Below are 18,239 nucleotides of genomic sequence, written 5' to 3' on the forward strand. Positions count from 1 at the left end.
AGCATGAATCAGACGAAACCACGGGTCGGATGCGGCGCGGCGATCTTGCGCGATGGCAGGTTGCTGCTGGTGCAGCGGCGGCGCGAGCCGGAGGCGGGGCATTGGGGCCTGCCGGGCGGCAAGGTCGACCTGTTCGAGGCGATGGCGGCGGCGGCCGAGCGCGAGATTTTCGAGGAGCTGGGCCTGACGATCAGGGCGCGTGAATTGCTGTGCCTGACGGACCAGATCGATGAAGCGCGCGGCACCCATTGGGTCGCGCCAGTCTATCTGGTCGAGGACGCGCAGGGCGATCCGGTGGTGCGGGAGCCGGAGGCGCTGGCGGCATGCGGCTGGTTCGCGCTGGATGCGCTGCCGCAGCCACTGACCCTGTCGACACGGGCGGCGCTGGCCGCCTTGCAGGCGCGATAACAAGGAAGGGCGGCATCGCGGCCGCCCTTTCCGGTTTCGGTCAGTTCGGCAGGCCCAATGCCCTGGCGATGTCGTCCCAGGCGACCAGCTTGAAATTCTGCGCCGCCGCCGCGTTATGGCCATCCTGCGCAATGAACAGCCCACTGGGATAGGCCGGGCCGAAATCGCCCAGCATCAGCTCGATGCCGTCGGTTTCCTCCGACCCGCCAATGGCGCCATCGACGACGCGGAAGCGACCGACATAGGCGTCGTCGGACAGGCGATAGGCGACATAGGCATTGTCGCCCTGGCTGGAGACGAGGACATAGCCGTCCTTCGCGCCGATTTGGGCGATGGCGACGCCTTCGGCATCCATGACCAGATTCTTGCCGTCGGCCGCCGCGATTTTCGTGGGCGTGGTGGCGCCAGATGCGCGCGCGTCGAAGCGCCACAGGCCGACATCTTCCTCCGCGACATAGAGGATCCCGGTGCGGTCATCCACGGCGCAGCCTTCCGACTGGGTGCCAAGCTTCATGCTGCGGACGATCCTGCCGGTCGGCGTGGCGCCGGACGCATCGAGCGCGACCTGGTTGATCGTCCCGTCCTTCAGCACGATGAAGGCGTAGGTCGCCTCCGGCGCCTTGTACAGGCAGATGCCATAAGCCTCTCCCTTGCCGGCATCGACCTTGCCCAGGGCTGTCAGTTTCGCTGTCGCGCTGTCGAGGCGGAACAGGGCGAGCTTGGCGTTGGCGACATCGTTGCGGTCCGACGCCACGACCAGGATTCCGGTCCGGCCGTTCACCGCTACGCCGTCGCGCAGATCGACATTGTTGACCCGGCCGGCGTCCAGGAAATCGCGCGTCTTGCCGTCCAGGCCATAGACATAGAGGCCGGCCTTCTTGTCGGTGCCGACGATCAGGCTCGCGGCCGGATTGGCGGCATTGCGCCAGATCGCCGGATCATCCGCCGCGTCGGCATTGGGCGTGCCGACCGGCGTGGTTTCGCCGCGCGCCGTGACATTCACGGCCGGCGTGGCGTTGGCGATGCGCGTTGCGACCGGCACTTCCGTCTCGGCGGTGGTGCAGGCGGCCAGCGCGAGCAGGCTGGTGAGCGACAGGACGAAGGGCTTCATCACGATATTCCTCATTTGCCGCGCGCGACGCATTTGCCGCCATCGGGGCCGATAGTGCCGGTACAGGTGCGCACGGCGATGGTGGGTTCGCTGGTGTCGGTCAGGTGATTGCCATCCGCGCCCTTTGTGAGGTCGAAACCGTCATAGAGCTTGCCCGACGCGGTATAGGTGCGGAATTTCAGGCGATCGCCGTCCACGTCCACGACCTGATAGAGTTCGGTCGCCTCCGCCGTCTTGTCCGGCTGGGTGCGGGCACGGTCATTGAGGCCATACATCTTGGAGCCGGTGACCGAGACGAGATAGACCGGCCCCTGGATCGCGCCATTCTTGCGTGCCTGTGCCGACGCCTCGCGCCCCGCTTCGGAGGTCAGGCGGCTGTAGCAATGGTCATGGCCCTGCAGCACCAGATCGACCTTGCGCTTGTCGAACACCGGCTTCCACGCGGCCTTGACCTCGGACGTGTCCTGCTGTCGGGCACAGGTGAAGACGGGCTGGTGGAACAGCACGACATTCCATTTCGCCTTGCTGGACGCCAGGGTGGCGTCGAGCCATGCGGTCTGCTGCGCCATGGTGCCGAGGTCGATTGCCGACGTGCCGTCCAGCACGATGAAGCGCACCCCCTGATAATCGATAAAATAGGTGGTCTTGAGGCCCGGCACGCCATTGTCGGGCAGCGCAAACTGCAGCGGGAAATAGGGGCCGAGCGTGCGGCTCTCGCTGCCGTCGGGCTTCACCACATCGACATATTCATGATTGCCGGTCGCGGGCAGTTGCGGAACGATCGACCAGTTATAGCCGCCGGCCTGGTTGAACTCGCCCCATTCGTCATCATGGTCGAGGTCGTCGCGCTGCGCGGCAAGATCGCCGGCATGGGCGACCAGCTCGATCCCGCCATTGGCATGGAAAGCTTGGCGGATGACGCGGCTGGCATAGGTCAGGATACCGTTCTGGATGTCGCCCAGATAGAGGAAGCGGAACGGCCTGGCCTGCGCCGCCGCCGTGCGGAATTGTAGCCACTCGCTCCAGCCCGCGCTGCCCTTCAGCCGATAGGCATAGACGGTATCAGGCGTCAGATTGTCGAAGCGGATCTGGTGATAGAGCGCCGGGCCATTGGCGCTGTCCTTGGCCGTGCCGGCGGGACCGGTCACGGTCCTTGCCTCCTCCTCCAGCGTCGGGCCGTCGACGGAGATGGCGATCTGCGCTTCGCTGGCGGTCTGGGCGGCATCGGTGCGCCAGGCGACCGCCATGCCGCGCGAAGGGTCGGCGGCGGGCGTCAGCATGATCCGGTCGGGCAGGGTGCGCGCCGCATAGGGCGTGCCGGTGGAGCGGGGCACGGGCGGGCTGGCGGCGGTCTGGGCGGAGAGCGGCGCGGCGCTCGCCATCAGCAGCATGGTCAGGAACAGTCGGGACATGGGCGTCCTTTCCGGGAAAACGGGACTTGCCGGCCGCGCAAGGGCGCGACCGGCAAGCAGGGGAAATCGAACGGGATCAGAAGCTGGCGGAAATACCGAACTTCGCGGTCCAGTTATATTCCTCATATTGGAGCAGGCGCTTGCTGCCCTCGAAATTCTGATAGGCGAAATATTTGGCGTTGTTGACGTTGACCCAGTCGGCGAACAGGCGGACGCCGGGCAGGATCTTGTACTTCGCGCTCAGGTCGAGCTGGAAGTGGTTGTCGACAATACGGTCGGTGTCCGGACCATCGCCGATCTCGTCCAGATATTTGCTGCGATAGGTGCCGGCGGCGCGCAGCGAGATCGGACCCTTTTCATAGCCCAGCACCGCATTGAAGGTGTGGCGCGAAGCATTGGGCAGGCCGATCTTGCGGGTATAGGCGTTGTCGTCCCGGTCGTAGCTGGTGATCTTTCCGTCGGCGTCGGTGAAGGTGTAGTTGAGGTTCACCAGGAAGCCATCGAGCGGCGCCGGCAGGAAGTTCAGCACCTGGCTGAACGAGAGTTCGACGCCCTTCACCTTGGCGGTGTCGCCATTCACATAATAGGATGCCTCGCTATAGGCGACGCCATTATAGACGCCGTCATCAAAGTCGCGGACCTGCGCGCTATAGTCTTTGATCGACTTATAGAAGAGGCCGGCGCTCAGTGCGCCATTGTTCGAGAAATACCATTCGGCCGAGGCATCGAAGTTCCAGGCGCGATAGGGCTTCAGGTTCGGATTGCCGAACTCGGCAGCATAATCCTCGTCGAGGATAAAGCGCGGTGCGAGCTGCGACAGCTTGGGACGGACCAGGCTCTTGTAGGCGGCGGCGCGGAACACCAGGCCCTGGCTCGGTTCGAAGCGGGCGGTCAGGCTGGGCAGCCAGTCGGTATAATGTTTGGTGAAGACATTAGGCGTCGAGATGACGCCAGTGGTTTCGCCTTCGTCATCCAGTTCATATTCGGTGACATTGCCGCGCAGCACGTTGCGGGTCTGCTCCATGCGGACGCCGCCGATGATGCGGACCTTCTCACTATCCCAACGGCCCAGCAGATAGGTGGCGAGGATATCTTCCTTCGCGCTGTAATCCTGCGCTGCCGATTCATAGGCGCTGGTGATCGGATCGAGTTCGAACTCACCGATATTGTTGTAGAAATAATCGGTAGCTTGGCCCTTGCCGGGCAGCGGGCCGAGATCGGACAGGCGATAGGTCTGGGCGCCCAGCACATCGGCCAGGTCCAGATCGGCATCGCCATAATAGTTCATGTTGAAATTATAGCTCTTCTTGCGCCAGCGGGCTTTCATGCCGGCTTGCACGGTGAAGGTGCCGCCGTCGGTGGCGAAGGCGCGCGATACATCGCCTTTCAGCGCATATTCGCGGTCGCGCGAGTCCGACAGGGCAGTCTGCTCGACGCGGTTGAAGCTATATTCCGACGGGTCGTTGAACAGGTCGGCGCCGCTGGTGACATTGAAGGTCGGCACGCGCGGATCGGCATAGTTGAAGCCGACATCGACGCCATCGCCGTCGAACCGGGCGCGCCAGCGGATCGGGTCGATCGACCCCTTTTCCTTCTCGGTCGATTCCGACCAGCTACCCGAATAGGTCAGCTTCCACGGGCCGGTTTCGGTGGTGCCGCCCAGCACCAGCGACTTGATGCGCTGACGCTCGAAACGGTCCTTGAGATCGCGGCGCACTTCGATGCGGCCATCCTCGTCGGTGAAGTTGGCGCTGTCCGCATCGCCCGAAGCGGGCTGCTCATCCAGGACGAAGGTCAGGCGGCGACGATATTCATGGTCTTCAAACTGGTTGTAGATGCCGCGGGCATAAAGCTTGGTGGTGTCGGACGGCTTCCAGTCCAGGTTCAGCGTGCCGCCGATGCGCTTACGCTGAACGTCATAATCGCGATATTCCAGCGTTTCTGCATAGGCGATGCCGTCGTCGCTGGTGGTCCAGTCCGCAGCTTCGATATTGTCGGTCTCGAACTTGCGCTTGTAATAGCTGAAGCCGCCCGAGATGCCGAAATTGTCGCTGAGGCGGGTGGCAAAATCGACGCTGCCCTTGGGCGTTACGGCGTCGGCATAGTCGTTATAGCTGCCTTCCAGCTTGACCGAATAGAGATCCTTCTTGCGGTCGAAGGCGCTGGTGGTGTTGATCTCGATCGAGGCGCCGATCGTGTCGGCGTCCATGTCCGGGGTCAGCGACTTCTTCACTTCGATCGATTCGATCAATTCCGAAGGCACGACGTCCAGCGCGACCGAGCGAACATCGCTTTCCGGGGCGGGCAGGCGGGCACCGTTGACCGATGCGGCGTTGAGTTCCGGGTCGAGGCCGCGAACCGAGACGAAGCGGCCTTCGCCTTGGTCGTTCATGATGTTGACGCCGGGCAGGCGGCGCAGCGATTCGGCGACATTCTGGTCGGGGAACTGGCCGATCGCGTCGCGGGTCAGGACGCTTTCGACACCGTCGGCCGCGCGCTGGCGCGACAGGGCCGATGCCTGGTTGGCGACCTGGCCGACGACGATGATCGACGCATCGACGTTCGAGCCGATACGGATGTCGGCATCGACATCGCCGGTGGCGGGCACGACGACGGTGGTGCGCACCGGGTCGGCACCGGTGTAGCGGGCTTCGATCGTGTAGGTGCCCGGCGCGACGTCGGGGAAGCGGTAGGAGCCGTCACGGCCGGCTTCGGCAATGCGGCCATTTTCGACGATGCGCAGCTGGGTCGACTGCAGCGCACGGGTGCCGGTGCCGTCGGACACGGTGCCGCTGATTGTGCCGGCTAGGGCGGCGACGGGCATGGTGGTGGCAAGGATGATCGCGGCGCGGCTCGCGCCACGGAACAAGGTCTTCATGGTGAATGCTCCCCTTCGGTTGGGGAGGCCATTGGCGATGAGTCCTTACGGCTTCATGGCAATATGATTGCAGTTAAAAGTCTGAAAAATGTAACTTATGTGACGTGATGCAGGGGCCACATTATAGGGCGCTCAGTCGCGCCGCCGGCCGCTGCGCCGGGACAGGCCGCCACGATGGTGCAGCCGGCCGCCTTTTTCGAGCCGCGCCATATGGTCGATGAAAAAGACGGCGCCGATACACAAGATGATGGCAATCAGGAATTCGGGTGGCATGTGGGCTCTCCAGCCTTTGGGTGATGCTGAAGAATTAAACCGCCGGACATAGGGTTTCGAGCCGCAGGTCGGCCCATATCCATTCTATTGTCGTAGGATTTTGAAGAATGGGGCGACCTGGCGTCGGTCGCCCCATCTCATCTCGTCAGGCGAGCGGCGCGGTCGCCCAGTGGCGCAGGCGCGCATAAAGGGCGGCGATCACGCCGGCGAAGATCAGCACCGACAGCGGCACCGCCCAATGGCTTTCGGCCACGAGCGCCAGTGGCGCGTCGCTGTCGGTCGAGGCGACGATGCCGGCAAAGGCGACGCCGAACAGGCTTTCGCCGACGATGAAGCCGGTGGCCATCAGCACGCCCATGCGCTCGGCAAATTCCGGGTTCGCCTGGCGCAGCGACCAGCGATTGTAGAAATGGCCGATCACCGCGCCGACCGGGATCAGCAAGGTCAGTGCCATTGGCAGATAGATGCCCATGCCGACCGCGAGCGGGGGCAGGCGCATCTTGCCGGTCTTGCCGAGCAGTTCGTCCAGCGCGACCACGACCACGCCGATGCCAGCGCCAAAGCCGATCAGGCCCCAGTCGAGATCGCCGCCCAGCACGCCCTTGGCGAGCGCGGAAATGAGCGCGGCCTGCGGCGCGGGCAGGGCGGTCGCCTTGGCGCCGGGCGCGCCGGCAAAGCCGAAGGCGCTGTTCAGGAGGTCAAGCACCGGCGGGATCACCAGCGCGCCGAACAATACGCCCAGCACCAGCGCGATCTGCTGCTTCCACGGCGTCGCGCCGACCAGCTGGCCGGTTTTCAGATCCTGCAGATTGTCGTTGGAAATGGTGGCGACGCCGAAGACGATGGCGGTGGTGAACAGCGCATAGGCGATCAGCGCCTGGCTCTGTTCGGGATGGCCCGAGCCATAGATGGCGGCGAGGATCAGCGACGCGCCCAGCACGGCGAGGATGCCGACGCCCGAGATCGGGCTGTTCGACGCGCCGATGAGGCCCGCCATATAGCCGCAGACCGAGGCGATGACGATGCCGGCGACCAGGATATAGGCCAGTGTCAGGCCGATGATCGGCACGGGGTTGGCGGCGATCGGCCCGCCCTGGGCAAAGATCCACAGCAGGACGGCGATTGGCACCAGCGAGGCGAGGATGGTGCCGAAGACGATGCCGATCGGCAGGTCGCGCTCGGTGATGTCCAGCGTGCCGGCATCGCCCGACTTGCGCACCTTGGCGGCGTTGAGGGCGGAGCGGATGCCGCTGATGATCGGGCCGAGAATCTTGAGCAGGGTCCAGATCGCGGCGATGCCGATCGTGCCGGCGCCGATGAAGCGGGCCTTCATGCGGAAGGTGGTGCCGACCAGATCGGCCAGGTCCGCGCCGGCGGGCAGCGGGCTGGTGAGATAGGGGACGATGCCGACCCAGCTGATGAGCAGGCCGACGAACATGGCGGCGCCGACGGAGATGCCGACCAGATGGCCGACGCCGATCAGCGCCATCGAGAAGCTGGTCGAGACCGAGCTGGCGCCCGCGCCCAGCTTGAAGAAGGTGGCGGCTTCCTCGGCCAGGATCTTGGTCTTGGCGATGATCGAGAAGCCGGCGGCGGCGATCGAACTCATGACGATGGCGGCCAGGCCGCGCTTATTCTCTTCCAGGCCCTCGCGCGAGCCGGCGCCGACTTTCAGCACTTCGGCGGCAGCGACACCCTCGGGATAGGGCAGGTCCGATCCGGTGACGAGCGCGCGGCGCAGCGGGACCGAATACATGACGCCCAATATGCCGCCCAGCGCGATGGTGCAGGCCGACAGCCAATAGGGGAAGCCCTGCCACCAGCCGATGATGACCAGGCCCGGCAGCACAAAGATGATCGCCGAGAGCGTGCCGGCGGCCGATGCGATGGTCTGGACGATGTTGTTTTCCAGGATCGTGCCGGTCGCGAACAGGCGCAGCACCGCCATGGAGATGACGGCGGCGGGGATCGAGGTGGCGAAGGTCAGGCCGATCTTGAGGCCCAGATAGACGTTCGCGGCGGTGAACAGCAGGGTGATGAGCGCGCCCAATATGACGCCGCGTAGCGTCAGCTCCGCCATCGGCACGGCCTTGGCCGAATCGGTTGTCACTGCTCTTTTCCCTTCGCCAGTCGATCGATCAAGCGGCTGGTAATAATGTTGCTGGCGCTTGGATCAATCTTAAACTGGCCGGCAGGACGGTCAGGAATCGCGGCCGGCGCTCGCATCCGCCAGCACGGCATGGTCCAGATAGGCATCGACCAGCCTGGTCCAGCGCTCGTAACCGCGCAGATTCATGTGCAAACCATCGGCGCGGAACAGCGATGCATCGGGCAGGCCGTCGGTGGCGAGCAAGGGGCGGCCGACATCGAGATAATCGAACTTCATCGCCTTGCTGCGCGCCGAAACGGTCATGTTGACCGCCGCCATCTGGGGCCAGAGCGTCCAGCGGATCGGGCTGGGCTTGAGCGAGAGATAGGCGATATGCGCCCTGGGATAGTCGGCGCGAAGCTGGCGCAGCAGGGTCAGCACGTCGGTAGCGACCTTGTCCGGCGTGGCGCCGGCGGCCAGGTCATTCTCGCCGACATAGACGATGATCGAGCGTGGCTTGGCCTTGGGCAGCAGCCGCTTGTAATAATGCAGCACGTCGGGCGTGGTCGCGCCGCCAAAGCCGCGATTGACCGTACCGATATCGGTGAAGCTGCCCTTGATGTCCCACAGGCGGATGCTGGAACTGCCCAGGAACAGCGTGGCGTCGGCGACTGGCGGGCCGGCCGCTTCCGCTTTCGCAAAGGCGGCGATCTCGTTGGAGAAGGGGAAGGTCGGGTCGGCATTGGGAACCGCGACCTTGTCCGGCGCCGGGGCCTGCGTCGGCAACGGGGCAGCCTGCAACGGCCCGGCCGCGGCGAGCAGCAGGGCAAGGCCCAGCGCCGCCCGCCGGTGCGGCTCAGTGCCGGTGGCGCGGGCGCAGCTGATATTTGCCATCCGCATAATCGCCGAACAGGCCGGTGATCGCGGGGTGATCGACCGGCTCCTCGCTGTCGTCGGCCACCAGATTCTGCTGGCTGACATAGGCGACATAGCTGTTCTCGCCATTTTCGGCGAGCAGGTGGTAGAAGGGCTGCTGCTTGTCGGGGCGGGCATGTTCGGGGATCGATTCATACCATTCCTCGCTGTTGGCGAAGACCGGGTCGATGTCGAACACCACGCCGCGAAAGCCGAAGCTGCGATGCTTGAGGACATCGCCGATGCTGAAGCGGGCATGGACGACCGGCGGGGCGGTGATGCCGGTACCGATATTCTGAATCGTGACTTTCATATGACCAATTTAGGGTGCCCGCGCAGGGAGACAAGAAAAATACCGAAAAGGGTGCTTGGCAAGGATGGAATCATTCGCTAATGGGCGCCCCTCGACCCGATCGGGGCGGCATTTTTCCTTGTGGTTCAATGCTTCCGGTCTTCTGCGGAGAGGTGGCAGAGTGGTCGAATGCACCGCACTCGAAATGCGGCGTGCCCGTGAGGGTACCGAGGGTTCGAATCCCTCCCTCTCCGCCAATCTTCCCGTAAGATTGTGAGATAAAACGATTTCTTTCTGATTCACGGCTGCCGAGCGTTCAACCGCTACACAACGGTGCTACAGAATGAGATCGATGACATATCTCCGGGCGACCACAGATGGTGGTTTCGAGGTCCGCATGACCGTCCCGAAAACGCTTCAGTCGATCATCGGAAAATCCAATCTCACTCAACGATTGGGACGAGTGTCTCGATCAGAGGCTAATCGTCGGGCCGCTTCGGTGATCGTCAGGTTTCAATCTCGGATCGAGGCTGCGCGTGAGGGGCGGCTTGACGAAGATGATGCGCCACCGTCGAAGCCGGTAATGATCTCTCAGGCTCGTCTGATCGATCCAGCGCCAGCACCCAAAAAGGTGCCATTCGAGGCAATCATCAACGGCTATCTGCTCGAACGGAAACCTGCTGCTTCGACGATCAAGCGCTGGAGGCCTGTATTCGCTCATTTCAAGAGATGGGTCGGCCATGATGACGCGGCGAGGGTGTCGGCGGATGATATCGTCCGTTGGAAGGAGGAGTTACTTCGATCTGGTATCTCCGGCCGCAGCGTGCGGGAGGTCTATCTAGCGGGCCTCAAGGTTGTGTATGGATGGGCTATAGAAAACCGGAAAATATCGGCGAACCCGGTGACCGGCATTTCGGTGCGGGTGGCGAAGCCCGCACGTTTGCGTGAGCGAGGATTCACGGACGTTGAGGCAAAAACGATCCTCCGGGCAGCGCTCGCCGGAGATCATGGAAATGTCTCTGAAGCCCACCGGCGCGCTCGGCGTTGGGTGCCCTTTCTGTGCGCGTATACGGGGGCACGTGTGGGCGAGATTGCGCAGCTTCGGGGGTGTGATTTCATCCATCGGGACGGGGTGTGGGCAATTTGCATCACGCCAGAAGCGGGAACAACGAAATCGGGTTCCGCTAGGCTCGTGCCTCTGCATCCTCATTTGATTGAGCAGGGGGTGGTGGAAATGGCGCGTGCCTATGGAGACGGGCCGGTCTTCTTTAACCGGTCGTTGGGTCGAGGCGGTGATCCTGCTCATCCGCATCACAAGAAGGTGGGGGAACGATTGGCGAGGTGGGTTCGTGAACTTGGCGTCGATGATCCACAGATTCAGCCAAATCATGCTTGGCGGCATTTATTCAAAACCTCGGCTCGGCGAGTTGGTATCGATCCAGAAATCCGAGACGTGCTTCAAGGACATGCCCCACGCTCGATCGGAGAGCAGTATGGAGATTGGCCGCTTGAGACGCTTGCTGCGGCGATCGATCGGATGCCTAGAATTGAGTTGTAATATTTGGCGTTACCTGCCTCGAAGGATCGCTCAATTGAGGAATGCTGACCGCGCACAAGACGGCTATGCCGCGTCACGAAGTTGCACGATCCGTTGGAACTCCGCCAATAATTCCGGATGGTAGCGGGCAAGATGATGAACGACGCGCACGCACCCAGTCAGGCGAGCAAGATAGCCAGTCGCTAACACCAAATCGAGATGATCCATGCCGTAGCTCTGTTCGATCATCCGAAACTCGCGATCGACGTTGGTTGCCTCCCGCTCCATATGCTCGATCTGCTCCTCATTAAGACCTCGCACGACTTTCTGTTTTTCGCTGGTCAACAGGTGCAGCGGCGTGGCGGCGACGAGCGATTTGGCGTAAGGCCATGAAAATCTGTTCATGGCGATCATAGTTTCGGCCACTTCGATTTGCCGCATTGGACGCAGCTTCTTCATTTCACGAAACGTGTTGAGCGGCACCATCCGGTCTTGCAGCAGTTTCGTCACTTCATCGCAAATGCCATCCAGCAAGCTTCGTTTGCTGCGAATGCTAGATATGTTGACGTTGAGTGCGCGTGCAAGCCGTTCCTCTGAAACGCCCTTTTCAAGTGCCTTCAGGATCATTTTGTGCTCCTGAACGATCGCCATTCGGCTGATGCGCTTGTTGTAAGTGATGGCCTCGTCGGCGGTGGCCACAATGCAGACAACATCCTTGTCCCCACGCGCTTTCAGAACGTCGATACGGATGTGACCATCAAGCAGCCGGTAGCGCTCCTCTTTTCCCGGCACGAGGATGACGACGGGCGGCTCGATAATGCCGACCTCGCGGATGGAGGCGGCGATCTGGCCATATTTGGGCGACTTCCTCGTTGTCTCCGGCATCGCGCGCAGAAGCTGGATTTCGCCGAGCGGAATCCGCAAGCTGGTCGGTTCAAAGGCCAGTTTGATTTTGCGCGGCCGATCACCATGGGTCATTGCACGCTGATCCTGACTTTCTGAATCCGATCCGCAAGGCTTGTTGGTATTGTCGACAAACCTTCATCTTCGAGAAGCGCGACGAACCCTTCGTCGTTCGACAATTGGCTCAGCGCCTCGACAATAAAGACAAGGCGGTTGCGAGTGGCCTCCGTCTTGCGGATCATCATGCGTTTGCGTTCGGTATCCTCCTGAAAGGCTTTCACCAGCCCTTCGGGCGTCGTTGCCGCGCTCTTGCCAACCAGCTTGTCAAGCTTGGCCGCCTTGCCGGAGCGTTTACGCACTTCAACCAAGCGCCGCGCCGCAATGAGCGCCCGACCGCGCAGGAGATTTTCTTCGTATGCCTTATGAAGTGCGGCCTGCACGCCCTGATCGTCGGCTTCGCAGATTTCCAGCGCGACGGATATAGGGAGATAGCCCGCCTCTACGGCGGCGACGAGTCGCCGCTCGCCGCGTTCCAACAGCCGTCCCACGATGTAAACATAGTTGGTGGACAGCCCGGTCATGGCGGCGATCTCGTTGTCGGAATGACCGCGCTCGCGCATCCCGAGTATGTCTTGCAGCAGGTCTACGGCCTGATGCTGGCGGCGGGCGCAGTTCTCGACGAGGCTTGCAACTAAGCAATCTTCCTGATCGGCGGTTACGATTAGCGCGGGCACCTCGCTCTGACCGAGTTGCCGGAAGGCTTCAAGGCGGCCCTGCCCGCATACGAGATCGTAGAGCGGGCCGTCCTCGCCATGACGGCTGGTGACGGTGATCGGACGCTTGAGGCCCACTTCGGCGATGTTCTCTACGATCCCCTTGAATACCTTTTTGTTGCGAAGGCGCGGGTTGACGACGGTGACCCGGTCAATCGGGATCATCTCGACACGCTGGGCCGGGAGTGCCACGGTCTATGCTGCTTGCGGGAACGGCACACGTTCCGCTAAGGCGAAAAAGCCGTTCAGTGTGTCGAAGCGGAAAGCGTCGAGCGACAGCCCGTTGTGATCGGCCATCCGTAGTATGCCTTCGGCGAGTGTCATGCGCGGCAGTATGTAGAAGTCGTGCGCGTTCATATTGTCCTCGTTCATCCTGACGCAGATTGTGAGGTCCGGGCGCAAGCTCTCATCGAGCCGGATTCTCCAGCGACGGAAGCCCCCGCGTGTCAGCTTGCACCGCGCGATGACGATGGACGCGGTGATCTCATCGTTGATTAGCAGCATGTCATCTTCAAGGTTCTGGATCGCGGTGCCGCCTTCGGCGCGCACGCCCTCGATCACGTTCCTGACAATCGACGGGTGCATTCGGCGCAGGGCGCGGTTGATCTCGATGTAGCGATAATCGTGGTCGGGGTTGAATCCCACCAGAGAATAGGCGCGCAACAGACTGCCAAAACGGGCCTGAAAGGCGCTGCTGGACGGCCCGTTCTCGAATTCGTCGATGATAAGGCCGGAAAGATAGCCGTTCTTCTTCAGGATTTCGGACAGCAATGCGAGCATTTCATCGTCTGTCAGGCGCTTGGACCGTTCCTCAATTATAAGCCGGGCCTGATCGAACAGCGCCTGCGGCACGATGGCGGGAAAGGCGCGGTCGTGCCTGATCCAGTCCGATGGATCGTTGCGGACGTGGCGGGCTTTCAGCTTGAAGGATGTGCGGCCCCAGACATTGTGACCAGCATATTTGTCGTTGATAAGGATTTGATGGACAGCGCTACGGGTCCACGCGCGTCCGAGGTCGGACAGGATGCCTTGGGCATTGAGCCAATCGGCAATCTGCCGTTCCGTTCTGCCGTCCTCAACAAACTGCCGGTAAATGTCGTGCACGATGGCGACTTCTTCCACCGGTCCCTGCACCAGCACGATCCGATCCGTGGCGATGCTCTTGTGCTCGCCCCGATCAAGCACGCCTTTGTGCTGGCCGCGCTCATCGACGAGCATCCGCCGCAACCCGAAGCCCGGTGCGCCACCTTGCCGATAGCCAAGGCTGATAAGGCGGCATTGGCCCGCGAACACCTTGACCGACAATTCCCGGCTATACTCTCCGGCCATTGCCCGCTTTACGGTTTTGATGATTGACGAACCGATGGTGCCGTCATTTTCGAATTGCTCGGCAATATAGTGAACGGTGATCCCGGCGCGTTTGCAGCGCAGTTCGTAATATGCGGCTTCGTCGGGGTCTTGGAAACGGCCCCAGCGGCTCACATCGTAAACAAGTATAGCCTCGAAATCGACCTTACCGCCGTCAATGTCGGCGAGAAGCTGTTGGAGGGAATCGCGTCCGCCAATTTGCAGGCCGCTTTTGCCTTCGTCGGCATAGGTGCGGACAATCTCGAATCCCCGTCTCTCGGCATAGGCGCGAATTGCGGCCGCCTGATTGTCAGTCGAGTATTGCTGATGATCGGTAGACATGCGGACATATTCAGCGGCCCGTTTTGGCGGTGGGCCATCTGATCGGGCATCATTGGCTATCTTCCACTCAATGACCATCGTGCTCGCGCCTCGATGTTGCCTGCATACACCTTCGTTAGGTGCTCTTACGTCCCTAACAGCAAAGGGACGGCAACATGTTTCCAAAGAAGGGAAGGCCTTTTCCAGTCGGCCGTGACACGCTGACGGATAGTGAGTTCGCGAAGGTGATCGCCTCGGCTCTCAAGGTCGAGTTTGGATCGGCGCGCAACGGCCCGAAGATGATTATGAAGTGGACGGGCGTAAGTGATCGCACGGCGAAAAACTGGCTGAATGGCACCAATGCTCCCAGCAGCGTGCATCTGATCCTTCTGGCGCGAGAGTCCAATGCGGTGCTAAAAGCGATGATGTTGATGGCGGAAAGGCCGGAAATGTCGCTTGGTGCAAGTTTGATATCGCTTAGGCGTGCACTGGCGGAAACAATTGCTGCGCTTGATCAGGTCATGTGATTTGATTTCGTGGTGACGAGAATGCGGAGCGACGAAATCAATGGGTGGCGTCAACATCGACTAGCACCGTTGTGTAGCGGTTGAACGCTCGGCAGCCGTGAATCAGAAAGAAATCGTTTTATCTCACAATCTTACGGGAAGATTGGCGGAGAGGGAGGGAGGCTTTGAGCCTACCGCGATTTCGCGTGATTCGCGCCTGTCGATAACAGCATCGCTATCAGGCTGTAGCGCGCGGGTGTAGCCCCAGTTCGACGGACGCGCTCGGCTTCGAACTATTCGCCGCTGAGCATCAACCGGCATGATCACGCGAGATTTCATCACGCCGGAGGATCGAGCGTCATGATGGAGATCAAGGCGATGCGAGGCAGGTGGAGCGGGTGGCGGGGGTCCGTCGGGTGGTTCTGGAGGGCTGCGGTGAACCAGCGTCCTCGGCCATCATTTCCTCGCCATCGTCCCCGGCGTCGCTATCGATATGTTCGATGATCCCGGCGACGCTCTCCCCCTGATCATGGGCAGCAGCATGGGTGGCCGACGTTGCCTTCGGCTTCGAACGTGATGCCATATGCTGATCTCCATGATGTCGCTGACGGTCGCCCAGAGCATGGGCGGTGATGGTCGGCGGATGACGATGTGGCCTGACGATGTCGGGTCGACGATCGGGCGAGATGATCCCGGCCTGATGCTGGTAACGACCGTCGGCGGTGAAGACGGGGGTCCGGAGGATGCCGATCAGTCAGCCAGTGCCGGATAGACCGATGCCCGACCGATCCCCATGGTCTTGGCGATCGCGGCAGCACCCATGCCGGCTCCATTAGCGGAATGCGGAGCGGATGAGGTGTCGGAATGCTCAACCAAGCGCGGTTGTGCGCTGCACAATTCCGGGAAGGGATGGGCTGTTGGAGGCGCATCATCTCTGCCGCCTCCTTATGCCTGCGGGCTGCGGCTTTGGCGATATGATCGGCGAACTTCGTGTTGAAGCGATCAGCCCGATCCAGTCTGCCTGCAATCTGGAGCGCGGCAATGCTCGCTCTGGAGGAAGAGTGGGCTTGGGCTTATCCTAGTCGCTCAACCAATCGGCGAGAATCTCGCCCCGATGCCCTTCGGGGGCCAACGCCGTGCGAAAGGCCTCCAACATGGGCGGTAATGCCTGCGTGAAAGCGTAGGGCGGATTGACGATGAAAAGGCCCGCACCGTTATAGATGCCGGGTTGCTCGCTATCATATAGCCAATGCTCCACGCACAGAAATTTCGGGATGCCGAGCTTGCGCAACTGCGCCTTCCACCGCGCATGCGTGGCGTAGTCTTTCAGCGGAAACCAGATTACCGTCACGCCATGCGCCCATTTACGCTGCGCGGCGGCGAGGGTGGCGGTGATGCGGGCGCGTTCGTCCGTCTGCTCATAGGGCGGGTCGACCACCACCACGCCGCGCGCGGTGCGGGGCGGCACCATGGCCAGCCACAATTCGTAGGCGTCGCGTTCATGCACGGCAGCGCTGGTCCCGCGCATCACGCCGCGCAGGGTGTAAGCGTCTTCCGGGTGCTTCTCGTTGAGGATCAGGACATCCTGCGGGCGCAAAAGCTGTGCCAGAAACCGCGGCGAGCCGGGGTAAAGCTGCGGCTCGTCCCCTACATTCACCGCCCGCACGGCGGCGCGATAGTCGTCCAGCAAGGGGTTTTGGTCGGCAAAGGCCCGCAGCACGCCCTGCGTCGCCTCGCCGGTGCGTTGAGCGGCATCGCCGCCAAGGTCGTACAGGCCGCAACCGGCATGGGTGTCGATCAGCGTGAGCGCGCCCGGCTTGTGCTGCAAGGCCCGTATCAGGGCGATCAACAGGCTGTGCTTGACCACATCGGCGCTGTTGCCCGCATGGAAGGAATGGCGATAATTCATTGTGTTTCAGATCCTGACGGCCTGCCTTTAGACGAGCTGCCGGACCTTCTGCAAAGCGAAGTTGTGGCCGGGCCGATATTATCGGGCGCACAAACCGAATGCGAGGTGATTGAAGCAACCAATCCGGTGCCCGCATAGGGGCGAGCGGAGACCTGTAACTGGCTTCGGAACCAGGTCAGGCTCGCCCTATGTCGTGGATTGATAAGGGCGTGGCCACAGCCGCATCGGGTGCCGTGGCCACGCCCTTGGCATGGTCATGATCGGCCCGTGAGCGACCGCCGCCGCCATGGGAGCACGGCGATCGCCTGCACTTAGTCGACGGCAGCCGGTGTCGCGCGGACGGTGTCCTTGAGCGCGACACTGCTATCCGAAAGCCGGTCGATATCGATCTGCACGTCATTCTCGACCAGCTTGCGGCCCTGCACATAGTCCTTCACGCTGTTCACGCAGTCGAGCGCGATGACCTTGCCGTCCCTGAGATAGACGATCGAGAAGGCGCCGTCGGCGGGCGTGCCGCGCATCACCGTCTGGTCGAAGCCCGCGTTGATCCCGGCGGTCTGGAGCTTGAGATCATATTGGTTCGACCAGAACCAGGGGAAGGCGCGATAGGGCCGTTCGTCGCCACAGATCGCCTTCGCCACGCAGGTCGCCATGTCATTGGCATTCTGGACCGATTCCACCCGCATCACTTGCCCACCGGCAAAGTCACAGGCAAAGGCGGCGCAGTCGCCAATGGCGTAAATATCGGGCAGCGAGGTGCGGCACCCGGCATCGACATCGACGCCATTGCCGCCCTTGGCCCCGGCACGGATCAGCGGCTCGACCGCCGGGATGATGCCAATGCCCACGATCACCGCCTGCGCGGGAATGCGCTCGCCATCCGCCAGCCGCGCCGCCGTCACCTGACCGTCCGCCCCCTCCAGGCAATCGACCCTGGCATCCAGGCGCAGGTCGACGCCATGGTCGCGATGGACCTGCTGGTAGAAGGCGGACAATTCTTCGCCTGCCACCCGCGCCAGCACGCGCGGCAACGCTTCCAGCAGAGTGACCTTGAGGCCCATCTTGCTCAGCACTGCGGCCGCCTCAAGCCCGATATAGCCGCCGCCAATGACCACGATCTCGCGCTTGCCGGCATCGATTTCCGCCATCAGCGCGTCGCAGTCAGCGCGCGTCCGCACTGCATGCACGCCGGCCAGATCGGCGCCCGCGCAGGTCAGCCGGCGCGGATCGCCGCCGGTCGCCCAAATGAGCTTGCCATAGCCAAGGCTGCGTCCGTCCGAGAGCGTCAGTTGCTTGCCCGCCGGATCGACCACCGTCACTTCGGTGCCGAGCAGGAAGTTTACATCCTTTTCAGCCCAGAAGGCGGGCGGCCGGATCAGCAGCCGCTCGAATGCCTTTTCGCGCGCGAAATAATCCTTCGACAGCGGCGGCCGCTCATAGGGATATTCCGGCTCGCGGCCGACGACCATGATGGTCCCGGCAAAGCCGTTCTGGCGCAGCGCGATCGCGCATTGCGCCCCGCCATGGCCGGCCCCGACGATGACGATATCGGCGCGGTCCATCAT

At 62.2% G+C, this 18,239-nt stretch carries 17 protein-coding genes and 1 tRNA gene; 5 read left to right on the forward strand and 13 right to left on the reverse strand.

Translation table 11 applies throughout. The annotated features are described in order from the left end of the window. Positions 1-3: 3 nt before the first annotated feature. Positions 4-408, forward strand: a complete 405-nt coding sequence (locus ACUCV3_RS12205; RefSeq protein WP_279728171.1) for an NUDIX domain-containing protein — start codon at positions 4-6, stop codon at positions 406-408. A gap of 40 nt (positions 409-448) precedes the next feature. On the opposite strand, the gene ACUCV3_RS12210 is transcribed toward ACUCV3_RS12205, so the two are convergent. The 7 genes from ACUCV3_RS12210 to hspQ form a co-directional block, all read right to left on the reverse strand. Further along, positions 449-1,519 carry a phytase gene (locus tag ACUCV3_RS12210; protein ID WP_482240652.1) on the reverse strand — a complete coding sequence of 357 codons (1,071 nt, stop codon included), beginning with the start codon at positions 1,517-1,519 and terminating at the stop codon, positions 449-451. Between the two features lie 11 nt (positions 1,520-1,530). Continuing rightward, the gene (locus ACUCV3_RS12215; RefSeq protein ID WP_482240653.1) at positions 1,531-2,931 is read right to left on the reverse strand and encodes a purple acid phosphatase family protein; all 1,401 of its coding nucleotides are present in this window, start codon (positions 2,929-2,931) and stop codon (positions 1,531-1,533) included. A 76-nt stretch (positions 2,932-3,007) separates the two neighbouring features. After that, positions 3,008-5,809 (reverse strand): TonB-dependent receptor, encoded by a 2,802-nt coding sequence (locus ACUCV3_RS12220; protein ID WP_279728174.1) that lies wholly within the window; start codon positions 5,807-5,809, stop codon positions 3,008-3,010. A 132-nt stretch (positions 5,810-5,941) separates the two neighbouring features. Then, a complete protein-coding gene (locus ACUCV3_RS12225; RefSeq protein WP_017499045.1) occupies positions 5,942-6,082 on the reverse strand; it encodes a hypothetical protein in 141 nt (46 codons plus the stop codon). Between the two features lie 145 nt (positions 6,083-6,227). After that, positions 6,228-8,162 (reverse strand): OPT family oligopeptide transporter, encoded by a 1,935-nt coding sequence (locus ACUCV3_RS12230; RefSeq protein WP_375187069.1) that lies wholly within the window; start codon positions 8,160-8,162, stop codon positions 6,228-6,230. Positions 8,163-8,282: 120 nt separating this feature from the next. After that, entirely contained in the window at positions 8,283-9,071 is a 789-nt protein-coding gene (locus ACUCV3_RS12235; protein ID WP_279728175.1) for a GDSL-type esterase/lipase family protein, read from the reverse strand. Next, positions 9,028-9,399, reverse strand: coding sequence for a heat shock protein HspQ (gene hspQ / locus ACUCV3_RS12240; protein WP_004210078.1), 372 nt, complete (start codon positions 9,397-9,399; stop codon positions 9,028-9,030). The genes ACUCV3_RS12235 and hspQ overlap by 44 nt, the downstream gene beginning before the upstream one ends. Positions 9,400-9,545: 146 nt before the next feature. On the opposite strand from hspQ, the gene ACUCV3_RS12245 reads away from it, so the two are divergent. Together ACUCV3_RS12245 and ACUCV3_RS12250 are read left to right on the forward strand one after the other, a co-directional pair. After that, a tRNA-Ser gene (locus ACUCV3_RS12245) sits at positions 9,546-9,635 on the forward strand. A 95-nt stretch (positions 9,636-9,730) separates the two neighbouring features. Beyond that, complete coding sequence (locus ACUCV3_RS12250; protein WP_482240654.1) at positions 9,731-10,936, forward strand: DUF6538 domain-containing protein; 1,206 nt, start codon at positions 9,731-9,733, stop codon at positions 10,934-10,936. Between the two features lie 63 nt (positions 10,937-10,999). Here the strand turns inward: ACUCV3_RS12250 and ACUCV3_RS12255 are convergent, their stop codons facing one another. The 3 genes from ACUCV3_RS12255 to ACUCV3_RS12265 are packed head-to-tail and all read right to left on the reverse strand — an operon-like array spanning position 11,000 to position 14,358. Then, positions 11,000-11,893: a plasmid partitioning protein RepB C-terminal domain-containing protein gene (locus ACUCV3_RS12255; RefSeq protein ID WP_482240655.1), complete on the reverse strand. Its 894-nt coding sequence runs from the start codon at positions 11,891-11,893 to the stop codon at positions 11,000-11,002. Further along, positions 11,890-12,783: a plasmid partitioning protein RepB C-terminal domain-containing protein gene (locus ACUCV3_RS12260; protein ID WP_482240656.1), complete on the reverse strand. Its 894-nt coding sequence runs from the start codon at positions 12,781-12,783 to the stop codon at positions 11,890-11,892. The genes ACUCV3_RS12255 and ACUCV3_RS12260 overlap by 4 nt, the downstream gene beginning before the upstream one ends. 3 nt (positions 12,784-12,786) lie before the next feature. Beyond that, positions 12,787-14,358, reverse strand: a complete 1,572-nt coding sequence (locus ACUCV3_RS12265; RefSeq protein ID WP_482240657.1) for a recombinase family protein — start codon at positions 14,356-14,358, stop codon at positions 12,787-12,789. Positions 14,359-14,435: 77 nt separating this feature from the next. Between ACUCV3_RS12265 and ACUCV3_RS12270 the strand changes: the two genes are divergently transcribed. Next, entirely contained in the window at positions 14,436-14,786 is a 351-nt protein-coding gene (locus tag ACUCV3_RS12270) for a hypothetical protein (RefSeq protein WP_482240658.1), read from the forward strand. A gap of 349 nt (positions 14,787-15,135) precedes the next feature. On the opposite strand, the gene ACUCV3_RS12275 is transcribed toward ACUCV3_RS12270, so the two are convergent. After that, positions 15,136-15,348 (reverse strand): hypothetical protein, encoded by a 213-nt coding sequence (locus ACUCV3_RS12275; RefSeq protein WP_048936326.1) that lies wholly within the window; start codon positions 15,346-15,348, stop codon positions 15,136-15,138. Between ACUCV3_RS12275 and ACUCV3_RS12280 the strand changes: the two genes are divergently transcribed. After that, positions 15,349-15,537, forward strand: a complete 189-nt coding sequence (locus ACUCV3_RS12280) for a hypothetical protein (protein WP_048936327.1) — start codon at positions 15,349-15,351, stop codon at positions 15,535-15,537. 306 nt (positions 15,538-15,843) lie between these two features. Here the strand turns inward: ACUCV3_RS12280 and ACUCV3_RS12285 are convergent, their stop codons facing one another. Then, positions 15,844-16,674 carry a 23S rRNA (adenine(2030)-N(6))-methyltransferase RlmJ gene (locus ACUCV3_RS12285; RefSeq protein ID WP_048936328.1) on the reverse strand — a complete coding sequence of 277 codons (831 nt, stop codon included), beginning with the start codon at positions 16,672-16,674 and terminating at the stop codon, positions 15,844-15,846. Between the two features lie 311 nt (positions 16,675-16,985). Beyond that, the gene (locus tag ACUCV3_RS12290) at positions 16,986-18,236 is read right to left on the reverse strand and encodes an NAD(P)/FAD-dependent oxidoreductase (protein ID WP_279727714.1); all 1,251 of its coding nucleotides are present in this window, start codon (positions 18,234-18,236) and stop codon (positions 16,986-16,988) included. Positions 18,237-18,239: the final 3 nt, after the last annotated feature.

Source organism: Sphingobium sp. VMM, from assembly GCF_056790315.1.